Genomic DNA, 17,878 nt, shown 5'->3' on the forward strand with positions numbered 1-17,878 from the left:
AGTGACTAATCATCTTGTTGGCTAGGGTGTATTCATGGCTCTCCGACATGCGGTTCTCGCGGCTCTGGTGCACGGCGAGGCGAGTGGTTACGAATTGGCCAAGCGGTTCGAGCTGGGTGTGGCGAACTTCTGGCATGCCAAGCCGCAGCAGGTCTATGCGGAGCTGGCGCGGTTGAGCGAGGCCGGGTTGGTTCAGGGCCGAGAGGTGATCCAAGAGTCCCGCCCGAACAAACGGATGTTTGCGATCACCGACGACGGCCTCGCCGTGCTGGCGGAGTTCGCCGCCGCGCCGAAAGGGCTCCCGGTCGGCCGTGACGACCTGATGATTGCTGTCCAGGCGATCGACACCCTCGACGCTGAGGTGGTTCGTGACGGCATCGAACGCCGTGCCGAGCAGGCGAAGCAGAAGCTTGCTACCTTGCAGGAGCTCGAGCGCCAGATCCTAGGTGGGCGGGACGAGGCGACGTTCGTGCGTACCAGCCGGCATCTCGGCCCGTACCTGAACTGCCGGCGCGGCATCCGGTTCCAGCAGGACACCCTGGAGTGGTGTGAGTGGGCGCTGCAGGTGCTCCGGTCCCGCTAGAGCAGGCTCCCCATTCCCCGGTGATCGTGAGCGGATTCTGGTCGTTGGTCAGGGAGCTCACCTGGGGTTTTACCTCCGAATTACGACCAGAATCCGCTCACGATCACCGGGAATGGGGCGCCGCGATGACGGCCAGTGACCGTGCCTGGCGGGGTTGTGGACAACGGACTTGGCAACGGCTGCCAAGTGGGTCATGATCACTGGCAATTCCGGCCCGGGAGGGGGCACCATGACTCTTATGGCGGTGATGCCGCGTGCCACTGACGACTGGACGGTCGACGACCTCACCCAGCTACCGGACGATGGGCTGCGGTACGAGCTCGTCGACGGGATGCTGCTGGTGAGCCCTGCACCCACGCCGATCCACCAGCGAGCGGTTCGGCAGCTGACGCTTGCCCTCGAGGCCGCCTGCCCATCACACCTCGAGGTCTTCTTCGCGCCGCTTGACTGGCAACCAGACCAGCGCAACTCCCTCGAACCCGACCTCCTGGTGGTCGCCAAGAAAGACATCGGCGAGAAACTGATCACCGCTCCGCTGCGGCTGGCGGTGGAGGTGATGTCGGCGAGCAGTCGTCTACGCGACACAACGCTGAAGTTCGCCAAGTATGCCGAAGGTGGTGTCGAGTCCTACTGGATCGTCGATCCGTCGAAGCCGTCGATCGTCGCCTACGATCTCCGGGACGGTGAGTACGTGCAGGTGGGCTACGGCGATCGGGACACGTCCGTGGCTTTGGCCAACCCGTTTCCGGTCACCGTGGTCCCGGCGTCGCTCGTCGCCGGTTGATTGCGCGCGGCGGCGCCGTCCACAAACCAGGTGGACTCGACCGTGCGAACACCGGACCACTAGGCTGATCGACTGTGCCACAGTTAGCTGACGTCCTGGCCGTACTCGAACGCCACTACCCATCATCAACGGCCGAATCCTGGGATGCTGTCGGCCTGGTCTGCGGTGACCCTGGCGCGGAAGTGCGTCGCGTGCTGTTCGCCGTCGACCCTGTGGCCGATGTGGCCGACGAAGCGATCGAGTGGGGCGCCGACCTCGTCGTCACCCACCATCCGCTGTTTCTGCGGCCTGTTCACGGATTCCCGGCGACGACGCCGAAAGGCCGCCTCGTACATCGCCTCATCTCCAACGGCATCGCGTTGTTCACCGCGCACACCAACGCCGACAGCGCGGAGTCCGGCGTCAACGACGCACTGGCCGCCGCGCTGGGGCTGCGCGAGCTGCGCCCGCTCAGCCCGCATCTCAGCGAGCCCCACGACAAGCTGATCGTCTTCGTGCCCGAACCCGACGCTGGGGGAGTGCTGGACGCCCTGACCGCCGCCGGCGCGGGGGTGATCGGCAACTACGAACGTTGCGCCTGGATGACGACGGGCACGGGCACGTTCCGTCCCGGCGCCGGAGCCAACCCCACCATCGGCTCGGTGGGCGCGGTCGAAGAGGTCGCCGAGTACCGCCTGGAGATGGTCGTGCCCCGGCGACTGCGCAGCGACGTCCTGACGGCTCTGAAAGCGGCCCACCCGTACGAGGAACCGGCCTACGACCTCTACGATCTGGCCGCGCTGCCGGCCGCGACCGGCCTGGGCCGCATCGGCGTCCTCGATCAACCCGAGACGCTGCGCTCGTTCACCGAGCGGGTCGCCGCGGCGCTGCCGGCGACCACCTCCGGCGTCCGGGCCGCAGGCGATCCCGAGGCGCACGTACACACGGTGGCCGTCTGCGGCGGTGCGGGTGACTCACTGCTCGACGCCGCCCGACGGGCCGGCGTCGACGTCTACGTGACCGGCGATCTCCGCCACCACCCGGCGTCGGACTCGCTGGCCGGTGGCGGGCCGGCGCTGGTGGACGTCGCCCATTGGGCCGGCGAATGGCCGTGGCTGGCGCATGCCGCTGACCGGCTGCGAGACGACCTCGCCTCCGGAGGTACTACGGTGGAGACTCGCGTATCCGCGATACCCACCGATCCGTGGACGCTGCACGTACCGTCCCGCCCGTCCGGGGCGTCCGTGCTCGAGGGAGGGACCACCCCTGAACGCTGACCCTGAAACCCAGCTCCGGCTCCTCGATGTGCAGGCGCTGGACCTGAAACTGGACCAGCTGGCACATCGGCGGCGGACGCTGCCGGAAGTGGCCGAGGTCGAGTCGCTGGCCGCCGAGCACACGCGGCTCGGCGACGCTGAAGTGGTGGCGCAGACCACCGTCGCCGACCTCGAGCGTGAGCAGAAGCGCGCTGACGCCGACGTCGAGAAAGTGCGCACCCGCAAGTCGCGCGACCAGAAACGGCTCGACGCGGGCCAGGTCACCTCGCCCAAAGAGCTGGAAAGCCTGCAGCGAGAAATCGAGTCACTGAACCGGCGGCAGTCCGACCTCGAAGACGCCGAGCTCGAGATCATGGAGCGCCTCGAGCAGGCCCAGAACGAGGCCGAAACGCTCAAGGCAGAGCGGGAGAAGCTCGGACAGCGGGTACGTGAGGTTCAACAGTCGCGTGACGCCAAGTGGGCCGAGATCGACCAGGAAGCCGAAGCCGCCCGCGTCCGGCGATCCGAGCTGGCCGGGCAGCTTCCCGAAGAGCTGCTGGCCCTGTACGAGAAGATCCGGGCCTCGCAGAACGGCATCGGAGCCGCGGCGCTTCGCCGGCGGACGTGTGAGGGTTGCCAGATGCAGCTGGACGCCGCTGAGCTCAAGCGGATCAGCAGCTTCGCTCCAGAGGTGGTCATCCGGCATGACGAATGCCGCCGCATCCTGGTCCGCGTCCCTGACTCCGGCCTGTAGACGGCCGGCGCTGATATGACTCAACTGATTGTCGAAGCCGACGGAGGCTCGCGCGGCAACCCAGGCCCGGCGGCGTTCGGGGCGCTGGTGCGGGCGGCCGCCTCTGGCGAAGTATTGGCCGAGATAGGCGAAACCATCGGCGACACGACCAACAACGTCGCTGAATACCGAGGGCTGATCGCCGGGCTGCGGCTCGCGCACGCGATCGATCCGGACGCGACCGTCGAAGCACGTCTGGATTCCAAACTCGTCGTGGAACAGATGTCGGGCCGCTGGAAGATCAAACATGCCGGGCTCCGGCCGTTGGCGCTGGAAGCGCAGCGGATCTTCCCGCCCGGGCAGGTGACCTACACCTGGGTGCCGCGGGCCAAGAACGCAGCCGCGGACCGGCTGCTCAATGACGCGCTGGACGGCAAACCGCGAGCGGCGCCTGCCGCGCCCGAGCCGCCCGAGCCGCCCGCCCAGCTTGGCTCCGCCACCGCGGAGACGCAGCAGCTGTTTGTCGAGACGGCGCCGCCGGAGACTTTCCCGGTGGAGCCGGGGCCGGCAGAACCTGCCGCTGAGAAGCCGGAACAGACCGGCGGCCTCATGGCCGTGTGGTCGTCTGAGCTGGGCCCTCCGACCACGCTTGTCCTGGTCCGGCACGGCCAGACACCGATGACGAAAGCCCGTGTCTTCAGCGGCGGGGGCGCCGTCGGGCCGTCGCTGGACGACGTCGGGCAGCAGCAAGCCAAACGCGCGGCTGAATTCCTGGCTGAATCCGATGTGCTGGCGGCCACACTCTCCGGCACGGCGGAGTCAGGGGCGGCAGCCGCTTCACCGATCGTCGTCGCGTCGCCGATGCAGCGCACCCGCGAGACCGCCGGGGTGATAGCCGCCCGGCTCGGGGTGGCCGACATCGCGGTGGACGAGCAATGGCGTGAATGCGAGTTCGGCGCATGGGAAGGGTTGACGCTGGCTGAGATCACCGAGCGGTACCCCGACGAGCTCGCGGCATGGTTCTCGACGACGACGGCGGCCCCACCCGGCGGGGAATCACTGGACGACCTGTTCGGCCGCATCACCGGGGCGCGCGACCGTACCGTGGCGCGTTACACCGGGCGGACCGTCGTCGTCGTCACGCATTCGATGCCCATTCGGGTGCTGGCGAGCAGCACGCTAGAGGCGCCGCCGTCGTCGGTCCTCCGCCTGCAGCCCGCGCCGGGTTCGGTGACCGAGATCCAGCTGTACGACGACGGCACCAGCACGCTGGCAGGGTTCAACCACCGCCCCTGAACTCGATCAGCTGACGGTCATGTACTCGCCGTTGGCGGGCATACCAGTTGTGGGCTGTCCGTCGCCGATCGCGATGCCGGTGAACGTCATGGGCAACCCCTGGGCGGTTGAAGGATTGGCCCGGTCCATCAGCTGGACGTGGACGTGGGGCTCGCTGGAGTTCCCGGAATTGCCGCATCGGCCGAGCGCCTGACCGGCCTCGACCTGGTCGCCGGCGCCAACCTGGGCTGAACCGCGCTGTAGGTGGGCGACGAGCGCGAAACAGCCGTCGCCCGCATCGATGACGACGTGGTTGCCGACGATGTTGCGGACGCCGCCGAGCTCACGCAACATGCCTTCGATCATCATGTAGCCCACCGCCCAGAGCCGGCTCCGGCTGCGATGATCCCGGGCGCTGTCCTGGACCCGGACCACGGTCCCGGGCACCGGGGAGAGCACTGGCTCACCGAACGCGGGGAAGTCGGTGGGACGGCGCATCCCCGGCCCGGAGCCGAACTGCGGCCGTTCTGATTCCTGCGGTTCGAACACCAGGTCCACCGCATAGGCCTGCCCGTAGGCGCGAACGCCGTGGCTCGGCACCTTCGTGGCGGGTGAGTTCAGCGCGAGCCAACGGCCCTGTACCGGTGGTTGGATCACAAGCGGCTCGCCGGTGTGGTCAGTGCCTGGCACAAAGAGCGCGCCGACCCCGACGAGGATAAGCAGGATTCCGCCGGCGCCGAATGCTGCGAGGAGCGGGCCGGCGTCGGGCAGCCATCGGGGGGCCAGTATCGACAGGAAGGCGCAGGCCATGCCGGTCAGCACGAGCCGCATTCCGAAGCGTTGGAGTTCTTGAGCTATTCGCTTCATCGCTGCACCGCCGTCAGAGTGACGAGTAGAGGGACGATACGCGGCGCGGGCACCTCGTAGCTGCCGCGCCCGCTATGCCTCAGCCAGCCCGCGGCAACCAGCTGGCGCAGGTGGTGATGGAGCTGACCGGTGCTGCCGAGCGACTCCACGGCGGCAAGTTCCGCGGTTGTGCGCACACCTATCAGCACCTGGCGGAGGAGCTCCAAGCGGACCGGGTGCGCGAGTGCGCTGAGGGCCGGTACCTGGCTGGACCAGTCGGATTCCAGTAGACCCGCGGACCCGGCGGCTTCCTGCCATTCGACCGGTTCGCCCGTGGGCAGGGTCACGGTCCCGGCGAAGAGGACAGCACCGTCGACCGTGGCCGGGTGATCGGCGCGGCGACGTTTGAGGCTGTCGAGCGCCCAGAACGGGCTGTCCACCGCGTCGTCGGATGAAGGCCCGGGTGGTTGGGGACGCATCATCGCTTCGAGGGCCTCGACTCGGGCGGTGAGCCTGGTGAGGGCCTGGTGCAGCTCGGCCTTGGACGGATCAGCTTTATCCATACGTCGATAGTACGTACTTTCAAACTTTTGGCGCCACTGGGGCCGTCCGCGCCGGGATCTACCGACGATTCGGTGGCCATAACCCCCGCGATGTCGGTAGATCTACCGGGCGGCCGCCGCCAGCTTTCGCGACTTCAATACCGCCAGGTCGCGTTGTCGCCGTCGCAGGGCCTTTTATGCCACCTGGCGGTATTGAAGTCGGTGGAAGGAGGGCGCCGGAGGTCTACGTGACGCACATCAGCCGCGCTGTGAGAGAGTTCACCGATGGGGAGCCCGTACAGCCAGGACAGGGCGCGGATCCGGATGGAGTGGGGACCGGTCGGAGCCGCGCACACCGCGCCCAGCGCGGAGTTCGCCGTCGTCGTCGACGTGTTGAGTTTCACGACCACTCTGAGCGTGGCCCTGGACCGCCGGGTTGAGGTCTTTCCATACCGGTGGCGAGACGAGTCGGCCGCGGTGTACGCCGCGTCTCAAGATGCGACCTTGGCTGTGGGTCGGCTTGAAGCACGTCGCTCGGACCACCAGCACGGGAGGCGGAGTGTCAGCCTGTCCCCGGACTCGATTCGTCAGGCCGGGGAGCTGACGCGGCTGGTGCTGCCGTCGCCGAACGGCTCCACCATCAGTTTTGGTCTGGCCGATGCCGGCGTCCGGGTGCTGGGTGCGTCCCTGCGTAATCGCACGGCGGTGGCGGAATGGCTCGCAGCGCAGTTGGGCACCCGCCACGATGCCGCCGTGACGGTCATTGCCGCAGGGGAGCGGTGGCCGGACGGTTCACTGCGGCCCGCCGTCGAGGATCTGTGGGGAGCCGGGGCAGTCATCGACGCTCTGCATGGCCGTGGGCTCGACGATCTCAGCCCTGAAGCACAAACCGCGGCGGCAAGCTTCCGTAGCGTGCAATCCGTGCTGGCTGAGAAGCTCATGCGGTGCAGCAGCGGCCGGGAGCTGGACGAGGCGACCTTCGGCGCCGAGATAGCCGTGGCGGCCGAACTCGACCAGAGCGATTGCGTCCCGATGCTGGTCGACGGGCGGTTCATCGATGCGACGAAACCGTAAGGACACAGCTTCGTGGCCTTACGTAACGCCTAGGCGGGCGTGCGCCGTTGTCAACGTTACGGCAGGCCACGAAGCTCACGGCGCAGACGGGCTAACCGCCGCTGCCGTAGGGGCGGGTGATGATCTCCAGGTTGTGCCCGTTCGGGTCGTCGAAGTACGCGCCGCGGCCGCCGTCGTTCCGGTTGATCTGGCCAGGCTGGCTGTGGCCAGGATCGGCGTAGTACGTGATGCCGGCCTGTTGGATGCGGCCGAAGATCTCATCGAACTCCGATTCGGAGACCAGGAAGGCGTAGTGCTGGGGTGTGATCTCGGCGGCATCGGTGTCCATGAAGTCCAGCGTTACGCCGTTGCTGGTCTCGACTGGTAGAAACGGCCCGAACTGAGGGCCGACCTCCAGCCCCAGAATCTCGGCAACGAACTCTGCGGCGGCTCGTTTGTCTCGCGACGCGACGATGGTGTGGTTGAGTTCGACAGCCATCGGTTGTTCTCCTGGTGGTCGACATTCCGCTGTCATGGGGCTCCTCACCACGCTAGGCGCGGGTGGCCACCTCGGCAACGATGACGTCCAGCGTCCACGGGCGCCCACCCCGGTCGGACTCAGCCAGCTCGGTCCGCCAGCCGAGGTTGTTGAGCGCGGCAGCGAAAGCGGCCGGGGTTCGTGGCGCCTCCCCGCTCTCGAGAAGCGTCCGCACGAGGTGTCCCTTGGTGGCTTTGTTGTGATGGCTGACCACGGTGCGTTTGCCGTTGTGCTCGTGCAGTACCCGGACCTTGACCGTGCGCGTGGCGACGTCCGCGGCGGGGCGCCAGAACGCGTCGTAGGTCCCGGATCGTAGGTCGACGACGAGTCCCCGGCCGGCGGCCTCGGGAACGGTCGTGGCGAGCAGCGCCTTCCAGCGCGAGGCGAGTGAGCCGATGCCGGGCAGCGTCACCGCGCCGCCGAGCCGGTACGCGGGGATGCGATCCGACGGGCGGAGCGCGCCCCAGAGTCCGCTGATGACGAGCAACTGCCGCCGGGCCCGAGCCGCGGCCGCGGACGACAGCGAGTCCAAGCCCAGCGCGTCGTACAACACGCCCGCGTACACCTTCCGGGCCGGTGCGGCGGGAACGTCGGTGAGGGTGGCGTTGCGTTTCACCTCGTCGGCCTGGGTGGGCCCGAGCCCGAGAGTCTTGGCCGCGACGTCGGGCTGATCCGCGCACAATCGCATCAAGGTGTCCATGATCTCGGCGCGAGCGGCGGTCAGCTCGGGGAACGAGAGCGCGTCGAGGTTGAGGGATTTGCCGGTTTTGGGCGTGGACTTACCCTCCGACGGTGGCAACAGGATCAGCACGAGACACCACCCTATGGCCAATGAGGGCATTCAGGCGGCCAGGTGGTCCGGGTCGGCGTTGGCCCCGGTGATGACGGTCGCGGCAGTGCCTCCCGGAACGTCGTGGCGAGCGAGTGCGGCGATGCCCGCTACGCCGGCCGGTTCGGCCAGCACTCCGAGCGTCTCCCGGACGATGTGCATGGCGTGGACCAGGTCGTCTCGGTCGACGAGAAGCATGTCGTCGACCAATGCCCGGCACCGCCGCACGGCTTCCGGGTGCGGACGGGTGATGGAGATACCGGCGGCGAAGGTGGAGCGTGGTGCGGTGGTGACGACGTCGCCGGTGCGCCAGCTGCGCATCATGGCGGGCGCGTCAGCTGCTCCGACACCGATGACGCGGATCTGCGGGGCGTGTGCTTTCAGCCAGCGGGCGACGCCGGTGATCAGGGCGCCATCACCCACGGGGAGCGCGACGGTGTCGAAACGAGTCGCGGCCTGGAGCAGTTCGACGCCGATGGTCCCAGCTCCTTCGGCGATGGCCGGCTGGTTGCCGTCGGTGATGAGGATCCGGCTATCGCCCTCGGCGGCGAAGGTCGCGGACGCGGCGTGGAGGTCGTCGTCGACGACGTGCAGACGGGCGCCGAAACCCTCCATCCGGTTCAGCTTGATCGCGGACATGCTGGGCGGAACGAACACGTGCGCCTGCAAGCCACGCCGGCGCGCCGCGTAGCCGATCGCCTGGCCGAAGTTGCCACCGCCGGACGCGCAGACAACCACTGCGCCGGGCGGCATGGTGTGCATGAGGGTATCGGCGCCGCGGCCCTTGAAACTGCGCAGCGGGTTCAGTGTCTCGACCTTGACCAGCACGTCGCGGCCCAGGATCGCCGAAAGGTGCTCGTCGACGTATTGCGGGCTGTTGAGGAAGACCGGGTCGATGGCGTCCGTCGCTTCCGCGATGCGCTCGAGGCTGAGGCCGGTGTCGGTATCGGTGTCAGCGCCCGTGAAAGTAGCGAGCGCGCTGATGGGCTGAGGGGTCGGGTTGGTCATGGCCTCGACGGTAGGGGAAGGCGGGCGGGCCCCGATTGAAAGTTTTCCCTGGATGACGCAATATTTTTGCGTGAAGGCATCCCGTGCACTCGACGAGCTCGACTATCACCTGCTTGACCTGGTCCAGGCCGACGCGCGGCGGCCATTACACGAACTCGGTGACGAGGTCGGCCTCTCGCCGAGTGCTGTGCAACGGCGGTTGAACCGGTTGCGTAGCGAGGGCGTGATCCGGTCCGAGGTGGCTGTGCTGGATCCGCAAGCCGTGGGTGCCGGCCTACTGGCGGTGGTTCTCGTGGCGTTGTTCGACGACGATCCGGAGAAACACGCCGCATTCCGGGAGCTGATGCGGGCCGAACCGGCTGTTCAGCAGTGCTACACCATTGTCGGGCAGTGGGACTACGTCGTTGTGCTGGTGACAGGCGACATCGCCGAGAACCGCGAGGTGTCGGCCCGGCTGTTCGTGGATCGTGGCACGGTGCGGCGATACGACACGTTGCCGGCCTTCGAGGTGGTGAAGGCCGGGCTCGCACTCCCGCTGGCGAGATCCCGGTAGAGCCGTCCGGCTTGGCGCCGGATCTACCGACCCTTCGGTGGCTATCGCCACCACAATGTCGGTAGATGTTGTGGCCGTCAGCCCGGCCACCCGGCGTTGCGCAGCGCAGCCACCAGCAGTGTGCCGACCTGCTGCTTGCGGTGCCGAACCGCATACGAGCTGAACTGGAGCACACGCCGGCCCTGGGCGGCCAGCATCGCCTGCCGATCCAGGTCGCTGTCCCACGTGCGGATCTCCATGTGCTGGGAGCCGTGGACCTCGGCGCTCACCCCAAACGGGTGCCAGTCAGCGTCGAGGTAGTACCTGCCATCCGATCGCATGACAATCGCCTGCCGTTGCGGTTCCGGAAGACCGAACATCCGCCGGATCCTTTCGAAGTCGTGTTCGGGGATCGAAGCGATGCCGCCTTCAGCATCATCGATCGATTGCCGGATCAACGTCCGGTGCCGGCACGGTCCTCTCCGGCTGAGCGCGTCCCGCAGGTGGGCCGGGCGGACGACTCGCTGCTGTACGCCGGCGAGGATGATGCCGCGGGCACGTTCCTTGAGGCGCTGCCACGACGCGCCGTCCACCAGGCTTCGCGGCATTCGGGTACGGGGCGGCCAACGGGACGGATGCACGTCGGCACTGGTCAGTTCGCTGGATCTTTTCACGATGAGACCGGGCCGCTTCGGGGGCCGCGACTTGAGCGGAATGATGATGTACGTGTCTTGGTCGGCGAACTGCTGAAAGCCGCCCAGTTCGGCGGCGGTGAGCCCGCCCAGCGCTGATCCCGCGGGCGCGGCCAAGGCGCACACCCATAGCTCTTGTTCACGCGTCAGTTCGCCATTGTGTGCGACGAACACTCCTCTGTATGGCCGTTGCCACTTTCCGGTCCGGACGGCGTGGCGGGCCTGTTCCCGGCTGACGAACGGCGCCACGTGGTCGAGGCGGAACACGCCGGCCTGGGCCTGGATGACGGCGTCGAATCCACGACGATCGACGCACGGGGGGTAGATGTGAATCGGAGCGGCGAGGGCCATGGAGCCAGCTTGGCCGGGCGCGCTGCCACGACGGGGGCGCCAAAAAGGGATTGTGGATAACTATGTCCGGCAGCGGTAGTTGTCCTGTGGACGACGCGCGGTTGCAGGCGGGCCCCTGGCTGGGTGACAACGTGCGCAGGCAGCCAGAAGTACCGACACTTCGGTGGCGATCGCCACCACAATGTCGGTAGGTCCACGGAATATACCCCTACCCCGTACCTGTTATAGTCGGACACGTTCACCATATTTGGAGGTGTCCATGAAGCGCACGGACAGCGTCAGTACCGGAAGAGGCACGTGATGAGGACTCCGGCAAAACTCGCTATCTATGCTGGCAGTCTTGCGGTGGCGGTTGCCGGGGCGTTCGGTGTGGGCAGCCTGACCGGAAGCCCTATCGACCGGGCGGAGGGGCACGGTGAGCACCAGTCAGACGGCCACGCCCACGGCGCGGACGGTCATGGCGATCACAGCTCGGGCGGCCAGGCGTCGGCGGGTGAGGCGTCTGTCCCGGCGGGCCTTCAGGTTTCTGAGGCTGGTTACATGCTGGGTCCGATTCGCGGCCCGGAAGTGGCCGGTGAAACAGGTGTGCTCAGCTTCGAGATCCTCGGGCCTGACGGTGAGCCGGTGACGGAGTTTGAGGAGTCGCACGAGAAGGATTTGCATCTGATTGTTGTGCGGGCCGATACCGCGGACTTCCGGCATGTGCACCCGGTGATTGATGCTGAGGGCACCTGGTCGATCGACTGGGAATGGACCTCCGGCGGGACGTACAAGGTGTTCGCCGATTTCTTGCCGTCGGAGCTCGGTGAAGAAATGACATTGGCTCGCACGGTGGAGGTGGCAGGAACGCACGAGCCGGCGCCCGCCACGGTGGATGCGGTGGTGGCCGACGTGGATGGCTACACCGTCACACTGACTGGTGACCTCGTCGCCGGCCAGGGCTCGCGGGTGACGGCGACGTTCGAGCGCGACGGGGTGCTCGTGACCGACCTTGAGCCGTATCTCGGCGCGTACGGGCACCTGGTCGCATTGCGCGATGGTGACCTGGCCTATATCCACGTTCATCCGGACGGTGAGCCTGGTGACGGTGTCACCGGGCCAGGGCCTGACGTCGCGTTCCATGTTGAGGCGCCGAGCAGCGGCACGTACCGGCTGTTCTTGGACTTCCAGGTGGACGGAGAAGTCCGTACCGCCGATTTCACTCTCACCGCCGCTGCGCCAGTGCCCGCGGATGCCGACAACGGTTCGGATACCGACGCCGACGACGGCCACGCCGATCACTGATAGATGAGAAGGAGCACCTTCGTGACTGCAGAGATGGCCAAGGACTCGACCGCGGCTACCGGGGCCGTCCCGGCCGGGCTGGGGCAGGTGGAGATCTCGATCGGTGGTATGACGTGCGCGTCGTGTGCGAACCGGATCGAACGGCACCTGAACAAGCTCGAGGGTGTGACTGCGTCGGTGAACTTCGCTACGGAGAAGGCGAAAGTCGAGTATGCGGGCACCGTGTCGGCGGAGGACCTCGTCGCCGTGGTGGAGAAGGCCGGTTATCAGGCGAGTTTGCCGCCGGAGCCGGACGCGGCGGGCCGGGCCGGCGATGACACTGGTGCTGGCGCCGGTGGTGAGGAGGAGCCCGATCGTGAGCTGAACTCGCTGCGGACCCGGTTGATCGTGAGTGTGGTGTTGTCGGTGCCGGTGATCGCGATGGCGATGGCACCGGTGTTGCAGGTCGATTACTGGCAGTGGTTGAGCCTGACCCTGGCTGCCCCGGTGGTGGTGTGGGGTGGTTTGCCGTTTCACCGTGCGGCGTGGGCGAATCTGAAGCACGCGACGGCGACGATGGACACGTTGATTTCGATGGGTACCAGTGCTGCGTTGTTGTGGTCGGTGTACGCGCTGTTTCTGGGTACGGCGGGCGAGCCGGGGATGACACACCCGTTCGAGTTGACGATCGCGCGGGTGGATGGTTCGTCGAATATTTATCTCGAGGTCGGCGCCGGGGTGATCACGTTCATCCTGTTGGGCCGCTACTTCGAGGTGCGTTCGAAGCGGCGAGCCGGTGCGGCGTTGCGGGCGCTGCTGGAGCTGGGTGCGAAGGAGGTATCCATCCTGCGCGACGGGCGTGAGGTGCGGGTGCCTGCCGGTGAGTTGGGCGTGGGCGATGTGTTCGTGGTGCGGCCCGGGGAGAAGGTCGCCACGGACGGCGTCGTCGTGGAAGGCTCGTCGGCTGTTGATGAGAGCATGCTCACCGGCGAGTCCGTGCCGGTCGAGGTCGGTCCCGGGGACCGGGTCGTGGGTGCCACCGTCAACGCGGGCGGCCGGCTCGTCGTCCGCGCGACGCGAGTCGGTGGTGACACCCAGTTGGCGCAGATGGCCAAGCTGGTCGAAGAGGCCCAGACGGGGAAGGCGGCGGTGCAGCGGCTGGCGGACCGGGTCTCCGGGGTGTTCGTGCCGGTCGCGATCGCGGTCGCTTTCGCCGCGCTGGGGTTCTGGTTGGGCACTGGTGACCCGCCGGCTGCGGCGTTCACCGCGGCGGTGGCGGTGCTGATTATCGCGTGCCCGTGCGCGTTGGGGTTGGCCACGCCGCTGGCGCTTCTGGTCGGGACCGGCCGCGGCGCGCAGATGGGTGTGCTGATCAAAGGCCCGGAGGTGCTGGAGTCCACCCGCAAGGTCGACACCATCGTGTTGGACAAGACGGGCACGGTCACCACGGGGCAGATGACGCTGGTGGATGTCGTCACGGCGGATGGTGTCAGCGAGGACGAGGTGCTTCGGCTGGCCGGAGCGCTGGAAGATGCTTCCGAGCATCCGATTGCCCAGGCCATCGCCAAGGGCGCCAACCAGAAGGTGGGTGAGCTGCCGGCCGTGGAGTCGTTCGAGAACATCGAAGGCCTGGGGGTGCAGGGCGTCGTCGCCGGGCACGCCGTTGTCGCCGGGCGCGAGAGCTTGCTCGCTGATTGGTCGCAGCCGCTCAGTGCGGAGCTGGCCGAAGCCAAGACGGTCGCCGAGCTGGAGGGTAAAACCGTGGTGGCCGTCGGCTGGGACGGAGCGGCCCGAGCTGTGCTCGTCGTCGCTGATGCCGTCAAACCGACCAGTGCGGAGGCGATCGCTCAGCTGCGCGAGCTGGGTTTGACGCCCATCCTGCTGACCGGTGACAACGAGACCGTCGCGCGGACCGTGGCGGCCGAGGTCGGCATCGATCAGGTGATCGCCGAGGTGCTGCCGAAGGACAAGGTCGATGTGGTCAAACGGTTGCAGGCCGACGGCAAGGTGGTGGCGATGGTCGGCGACGGCATCAACGACGCTGCCGCGCTGGCCCAGGCCGACCTCGGGCTGGCCATGGGCACCGGGACCGACGTCGCGATCGAGGCCAGCGACCTGACGCTGGTGCGTGGCGATCTGCGGGCAGCGGTCGACGCCATCCGGCTCTCACGCAGGACGCTGAGCACCATCAAAACCAACCTGGTCTGGGCGTTCGCCTACAACACCTCAGCGATTCCGATCGCCGCCGCGGGGCTGCTCAACCCGATGCTGGCCGGTGCGGCCATGGCGTTTTCGAGCGTCAGCGTCGTCGCCAACAGCCTACGCCTGCAGCGGTTCACCTCATCCAACCAAACCTGACCACCCCCACCCCACGCACCCCGCCCGCGACCGTGTTGATCATGGGCAGATGACGCCTATTCGGCGCCGAAAAGGCGCCACGTGCCCATGATCAACGGGGCGGCGGGGCGCTGGGAGGTATTCGGGGGCGACACGAAGGAGTCCGATTCGTGCTCAGGGCCTCACCGGCAATAGGCTAATCCGCTGTGGTGACGATGCAGGATGCACTCATAGCGCTGACCAAGTACTGGACCGACCGCGGCTGTATGATCGCGCAGCCATTCAACACCGAGGTTGGTGCTGGGACGATGAACCCGGCGACCATCCTCAGGGTCCTCGGCCCCGAGCCGTGGCGGGTCGCGTACGTCGAGCCGAGCGTCCGCCCGGACGATGCCCGGTATGGCGAGAACCCCAACCGGCTGCAGACACACACCCAGTTCCAGGTGATCCTCAAGCCGGATCCCGGCAACCCGCAGGAGATCTACCTGGCCAGCCTCGAGGCGCTGGGTATCGATGTGCGCGCGCACGACATCCGGTTCGTCGAGGACAACTGGGCCTCTCCGGCGCTCGGCGCCTGGGGGCTGGGCTGGGAAGTCTGGCTGGATGGTCTGGAAATCACCCAGTTCACCTACTTCCAGCAGGCCGGCGGGATGAGCCTCGATCCGGTGTCGGTGGAGATCACCTACGGCATCGAGCGCATCCTGATGGCGCTGCAAGGCGTCACCCACTTCAAGGACATCGCTTACGCACCGGGCATCTCCTATGGCGAAGTGTTCGGTCAGTCCGAGTACGAGATGTCGCGCTACTACCTCGACACCGCCGACGTCGAGGCCAACCGGGCGCTGTTCGAGACCTACGCCGCCGAGGCCGAGCGGCTCATCGCGGACCGGCTGCCAGTTCCGGCGCACACGTACGTGCTGAAGTGCTCGCACACGTTCAACGTGCTCGACTCGCGTGGCGCCATCAGCACCACGGAACGGGCGCAGGCATTCGCGCGCATGCGAGGTCTGGCCCGCGAGGTCGCCGCGCTGTGGACCGCGCGCCGGGAAGAGCTGGGCCACCCGCTGGGCACCGGTGCCGCCAGTGCACCCGCGGAGCCTTTGCTGCTGCCCGACATGACCGGCGCAGCGCCCGCCGTGCCGAGCGCGCCCGCGGCGTTCCTCTTCGAGATCGGTACCGAGGAGATGCCCCCAGGCGAGGTGCCCAAGACGGTCGACGCCGTGCGCGCTGCCGTCGCGGACAAGCTTGCCGCCACCCGCTTGGGACACGGGTCCATCGAGGTGTACGGCACCCCGCGCCGCATCGTGGTCACCATCGCCGACGTCGAACCGCGGGAGCCGGATGCCCAGCGCACCGTCAAGGGGCCGAAGGTCAGCGCCGCATACGACGAATCAGGTCAGCCCACCAAGGCGCTGCTCGGTTTCGCCCGCGGGCAGGGTGTCGACGTCGAAGACCTGACCACAGCCGAGTTCGGTGGCCACGAGCATGTGGCGGTCTCGGTCACCGACGTCGGCCGACCCGCTCCGGATGTGCTGTCCGCGCTGCTGGGTGAGGTGGTTTCCGGCCTGCGCTCCGACAAGAACATGCGCTGGAGCGACCCGACGCTCTCGTTCACCCGGCCAATTCGCTGGCTGACCGCGCTGCTCGGCGAGGCGATCGTGCCCGTGCGGGTCTCGGCGTTGAACAGCGGGCGCACCACCCGCGTGCACCGGACAGCCGCCGAACCCGTTGTTCAGGTGCCGTCGGCCGCAGGCTACCTGGAGTTCCTCGCCGGGCACGGTGTGGTGGCCGACGCCGCGCGGCGTCGGGCCGAGATCGTGGAGACCGCCCAGAGCCTGGCGGAGAAGGTGGGCGGCCAGGTGGACGTCGAGGCCGAGTCGTCCCTCATCGACGAGATCACCAACCTGGTGGAGCAGCCCAACGCGCTCCTCGGCAACTTCGATCCGAAGTATCTCGAGCTGCCGGAACAGATCCTGACCACAGTGATGCGCAAGCATCAGCGTTACCTGCCGGTCCGAAGCGCCGGCGGCTCGTTGCTGCCGAACTTCGTCGCGGTGGCCAATGGCGAGTGCGACGGCGCTGTGGTCCGGGCCGGGAACGAGGCGGTGCTACGGGCCCGCTACGAGGACGCCGCATTCTTCTGGCGCGCGGACCTCGACGTCGCTCCGGCCGACTTCCGGGCCCGGCTCACGCAGCTGACGTTCGAAGAACGCATCGGATCCATGGCCGAGCGCGCCGACCGGATCGCCGCCGTCGCCACCGACCTGGGTGGGTTCGTCTCCCTGCCCTCCGACGACGACGCCACCTTGAGCCGGGCCGCGACCTTGGCGAAATTCGACCTCGCGTCGCAGATGGTGGTCGAACTCTCGAGCCTGGCTGGTGTGATGGCCCGTGAGTACGCCATCCGGGCAGGGGAGACACAAGCCGTCGCCCAGGCGTTATACGACATGGAACTGCCACGGCACACCAGCGACGCGCTTCCGGCCACGTTGCCCGGCGCCCTGCTGGCACTCGGCGACCGCTTCGATCTGCTGATGGCGATGTTCGCCCTCGGCGCGAAGCCGACCGGCAGCTCCGACCCGTTCGGTCTGCGCCGCGCCGCTCTCGGCGTCATTCGCATTCTGCGAGAGCGACCGGAGCTGACCGAAGTGACCGTCGACCGTGGCCTCGCCGCCGCGGCTGAGCGCCTGCGCGCTCACGGGGTGCCGGTGTCCGACGATGCCGCGCGTGCCGCGCACGAGTTCGTTGTCGGCCGGTTCGCTCAGCAGTTGCGTGACGAGTCCGTGCCTGCTGACTTCGTCGAAGCTGTGCTGCCCGGGGCAAACGCTCCCGGCAAGGCTGCCGACGAGCTCGCCGTGTTGCGTGGGCGCGCCGACGACGCCAAGTTCCGTGAGCTGGTCACAGCTTTGCAGCGCATTGCCAGGATCGTGCCGGAGGGCACGGCGGCCGAGTTCGACGCGGCGCGGCTTCGGGAGCCGGCCGAGGCCCGCCTGGCCGAAGCAGTTCAAGGCTTGGGGGATTGGTCTCAGGGCTCTGCCGGCGCGTTCTCCGACACGGCGGCGGCAATCGTCGAGCCGGTGAACACGTTCTTCGACGACATCCTGGTGATGGCCGAGGATCCGGATGTGCGAGCTGCCCGCCTCGGTCTGCTGGCGACCATTCTGGAGCACAGCCCGCGGACCATCAATTGGTCCGCGCTGGACACCGCCCTCGGCCAGTAATAGAGGGCTTCGCCCCCCGGTGATCGTCAGTGGGTTGTGGTCGCTACAACATGACC

At 67.6% G+C, this 17,878-nt stretch carries 16 protein-coding genes; 10 read left to right on the forward strand and 6 right to left on the reverse strand.

Annotation, left to right across the window (positions count from 1 at the left end):
- The first annotated feature begins 34 nt into the window (after positions 1-34).
- The 5 genes from F7O44_RS08355 (at position 35) to F7O44_RS08375 (ending at position 4,631) form a co-directional block, all read left to right on the forward strand.
- A complete protein-coding gene (locus F7O44_RS08355) occupies positions 35-583 on the forward strand; it encodes a PadR family transcriptional regulator (RefSeq protein WP_162449756.1) in 549 nt (182 codons plus the stop codon).
- Between the two features lie 229 nt (positions 584-812).
- Positions 813-1,367, forward strand: coding sequence for a Uma2 family endonuclease (locus F7O44_RS08360; protein ID WP_162449757.1), 555 nt, complete (start codon positions 813-815; stop codon positions 1,365-1,367).
- A 74-nt stretch (positions 1,368-1,441) separates the two neighbouring features.
- The gene (locus tag F7O44_RS08365; protein WP_162449758.1) at positions 1,442-2,623 is read left to right on the forward strand and encodes a Nif3-like dinuclear metal center hexameric protein; all 1,182 of its coding nucleotides are present in this window, start codon (positions 1,442-1,444) and stop codon (positions 2,621-2,623) included.
- Complete coding sequence (locus tag F7O44_RS08370; protein ID WP_162450066.1) at positions 2,613-3,356, forward strand: zinc ribbon domain-containing protein; 744 nt, start codon at positions 2,613-2,615, stop codon at positions 3,354-3,356. Before F7O44_RS08365 ends, F7O44_RS08370 begins: the two co-directional genes overlap by 11 nt.
- A 15-nt stretch (positions 3,357-3,371) precedes the next feature.
- Positions 3,372-4,631 (forward strand): bifunctional RNase H/acid phosphatase, encoded by a 1,260-nt coding sequence (locus F7O44_RS08375; protein ID WP_162449759.1) that lies wholly within the window; start codon positions 3,372-3,374, stop codon positions 4,629-4,631.
- Positions 4,632-4,637: 6 nt separating this feature from the next.
- Here the strand turns inward: F7O44_RS08375 and F7O44_RS08380 are convergent, their stop codons facing one another.
- A complete protein-coding gene (locus F7O44_RS08380) occupies positions 4,638-5,477 on the reverse strand; it encodes a M23 family metallopeptidase (RefSeq protein ID WP_222851180.1) in 840 nt (279 codons plus the stop codon).
- The gene (locus F7O44_RS08385; RefSeq protein ID WP_162449760.1) at positions 5,474-6,019 is read right to left on the reverse strand and encodes an ArsR/SmtB family transcription factor; all 546 of its coding nucleotides are present in this window, start codon (positions 6,017-6,019) and stop codon (positions 5,474-5,476) included. The genes F7O44_RS08380 and F7O44_RS08385 overlap by 4 nt, the downstream gene beginning before the upstream one ends.
- Before the next feature lie 264 nt (positions 6,020-6,283).
- Here F7O44_RS08385 and F7O44_RS08390 point away from each other — a divergent pair, with 264 nt between their 5' ends.
- The gene (locus F7O44_RS08390; protein WP_162449761.1) at positions 6,284-7,072 is read left to right on the forward strand and encodes a 2-phosphosulfolactate phosphatase; all 789 of its coding nucleotides are present in this window, start codon (positions 6,284-6,286) and stop codon (positions 7,070-7,072) included.
- A gap of 91 nt (positions 7,073-7,163) precedes the next feature.
- Here F7O44_RS08390 and F7O44_RS08395 read toward each other — a convergent pair whose 3' ends face one another.
- The 3 genes from F7O44_RS08395 to F7O44_RS08405 are packed head-to-tail and all read right to left on the reverse strand — an operon-like array spanning position 7,164 to position 9,426.
- A complete protein-coding gene (locus F7O44_RS08395; RefSeq protein ID WP_162449762.1) occupies positions 7,164-7,550 on the reverse strand; it encodes a VOC family protein in 387 nt (128 codons plus the stop codon).
- 52 nt (positions 7,551-7,602) lie between these two features.
- Positions 7,603-8,400 carry a peroxide stress protein YaaA gene (gene yaaA, locus F7O44_RS08400; RefSeq protein ID WP_162449763.1) on the reverse strand — a complete coding sequence of 266 codons (798 nt, stop codon included), beginning with the start codon at positions 8,398-8,400 and terminating at the stop codon, positions 7,603-7,605.
- 30 nt (positions 8,401-8,430) lie between these two features.
- A complete protein-coding gene (locus tag F7O44_RS08405) occupies positions 8,431-9,426 on the reverse strand; it encodes a threonine ammonia-lyase (protein ID WP_162449764.1) in 996 nt (331 codons plus the stop codon).
- Between the two features lie 52 nt (positions 9,427-9,478).
- Between F7O44_RS08405 and F7O44_RS08410 the strand changes: the two genes are divergently transcribed.
- Complete coding sequence (locus F7O44_RS08410; protein WP_162449765.1) at positions 9,479-9,979, forward strand: Lrp/AsnC family transcriptional regulator; 501 nt, start codon at positions 9,479-9,481, stop codon at positions 9,977-9,979.
- A gap of 77 nt (positions 9,980-10,056) precedes the next feature.
- Here the strand turns inward: F7O44_RS08410 and F7O44_RS08415 are convergent, their stop codons facing one another.
- On the reverse strand, positions 10,057-11,001 hold the full coding sequence (locus F7O44_RS08415; protein ID WP_162449766.1) for a hypothetical protein: 945 nt from the start codon (positions 10,999-11,001) through the stop codon (positions 10,057-10,059).
- Positions 11,002-11,301: 300 nt separating this feature from the next.
- On the opposite strand from F7O44_RS08415, the gene F7O44_RS08420 reads away from it, so the two are divergent.
- The 3 genes from F7O44_RS08420 to F7O44_RS08430 all read left to right on the forward strand — a co-directional run bounded on the left by F7O44_RS08420 (position 11,302) and on the right by F7O44_RS08430 (position 17,822).
- Positions 11,302-12,285, forward strand: a complete 984-nt coding sequence (locus F7O44_RS08420; protein ID WP_162449767.1) for a hypothetical protein — start codon at positions 11,302-11,304, stop codon at positions 12,283-12,285.
- Between the two features lie 33 nt (positions 12,286-12,318).
- Positions 12,319-14,622 carry a heavy metal translocating P-type ATPase gene (locus F7O44_RS08425; RefSeq protein ID WP_162450068.1) on the forward strand — a complete coding sequence of 768 codons (2,304 nt, stop codon included), beginning with the start codon at positions 12,319-12,321 and terminating at the stop codon, positions 14,620-14,622.
- Between the two features lie 194 nt (positions 14,623-14,816).
- Positions 14,817-17,822: a glycine--tRNA ligase gene (locus F7O44_RS08430; protein WP_162450069.1), complete on the forward strand. Its 3,006-nt coding sequence runs from the start codon at positions 14,817-14,819 to the stop codon at positions 17,820-17,822.
- Positions 17,823-17,878: the final 56 nt, after the last annotated feature.

This window comes from Phytoactinopolyspora mesophila, assembly GCF_010122465.1.
In the GTDB taxonomy this organism is placed as follows: Bacteria; Actinomycetota; Actinomycetes; order Jiangellales; family Jiangellaceae; genus Phytoactinopolyspora; species Phytoactinopolyspora mesophila.

Excerpts from the sequence above, each read along its gene's own strand:
- F7O44_RS08410 (WP_162449765.1), top strand. The coding sequence starts at position 9,479 with ATGACGCAATATTTTTGCGTGAAGGCATCCCGTGCACTCGACGAGCTC.
- F7O44_RS08380 (WP_222851180.1), bottom strand. The coding sequence starts at position 5,477 with ATGAAGCGAATAGCTCAAGAACTCCAACGCTTCGGAATGCGGCTCGTG.
- F7O44_RS08395 (WP_162449762.1), bottom strand. The coding sequence starts at position 7,550 with ATGGCTGTCGAACTCAACCACACCATCGTCGCGTCGCGAGACAAACGA.
- F7O44_RS08425 (WP_162450068.1), top strand. The coding sequence starts at position 12,319 with ATGGCCAAGGACTCGACCGCGGCTACCGGGGCCGTCCCGGCCGGGCTG.
- F7O44_RS08385 (WP_162449760.1), bottom strand. The coding sequence starts at position 6,019 with ATGGATAAAGCTGATCCGTCCAAGGCCGAGCTGCACCAGGCCCTCACC.
- F7O44_RS08420 (WP_162449767.1), top strand. The coding sequence starts at position 11,302 with ATGAGGACTCCGGCAAAACTCGCTATCTATGCTGGCAGTCTTGCGGTG.
- F7O44_RS08430 (WP_162450069.1), top strand. The coding sequence starts at position 14,817 with ATGCAGGATGCACTCATAGCGCTGACCAAGTACTGGACCGACCGCGGC.
- F7O44_RS08415 (WP_162449766.1), bottom strand. The coding sequence starts at position 11,001 with ATGGCCCTCGCCGCTCCGATTCACATCTACCCCCCGTGCGTCGATCGT.
- F7O44_RS08390 (WP_162449761.1), top strand. The coding sequence starts at position 6,284 with ATGGGGAGCCCGTACAGCCAGGACAGGGCGCGGATCCGGATGGAGTGG.
- F7O44_RS08355 (WP_162449756.1), top strand. The coding sequence starts at position 35 with ATGGCTCTCCGACATGCGGTTCTCGCGGCTCTGGTGCACGGCGAGGCG.
- F7O44_RS08360 (WP_162449757.1), top strand. The coding sequence starts at position 813 with ATGACTCTTATGGCGGTGATGCCGCGTGCCACTGACGACTGGACGGTC.
- F7O44_RS08375 (WP_162449759.1), top strand. The coding sequence starts at position 3,372 with ATGACTCAACTGATTGTCGAAGCCGACGGAGGCTCGCGCGGCAACCCA.
- F7O44_RS08405 (WP_162449764.1), bottom strand. The coding sequence starts at position 9,426 with ATGACCAACCCGACCCCTCAGCCCATCAGCGCGCTCGCTACTTTCACG.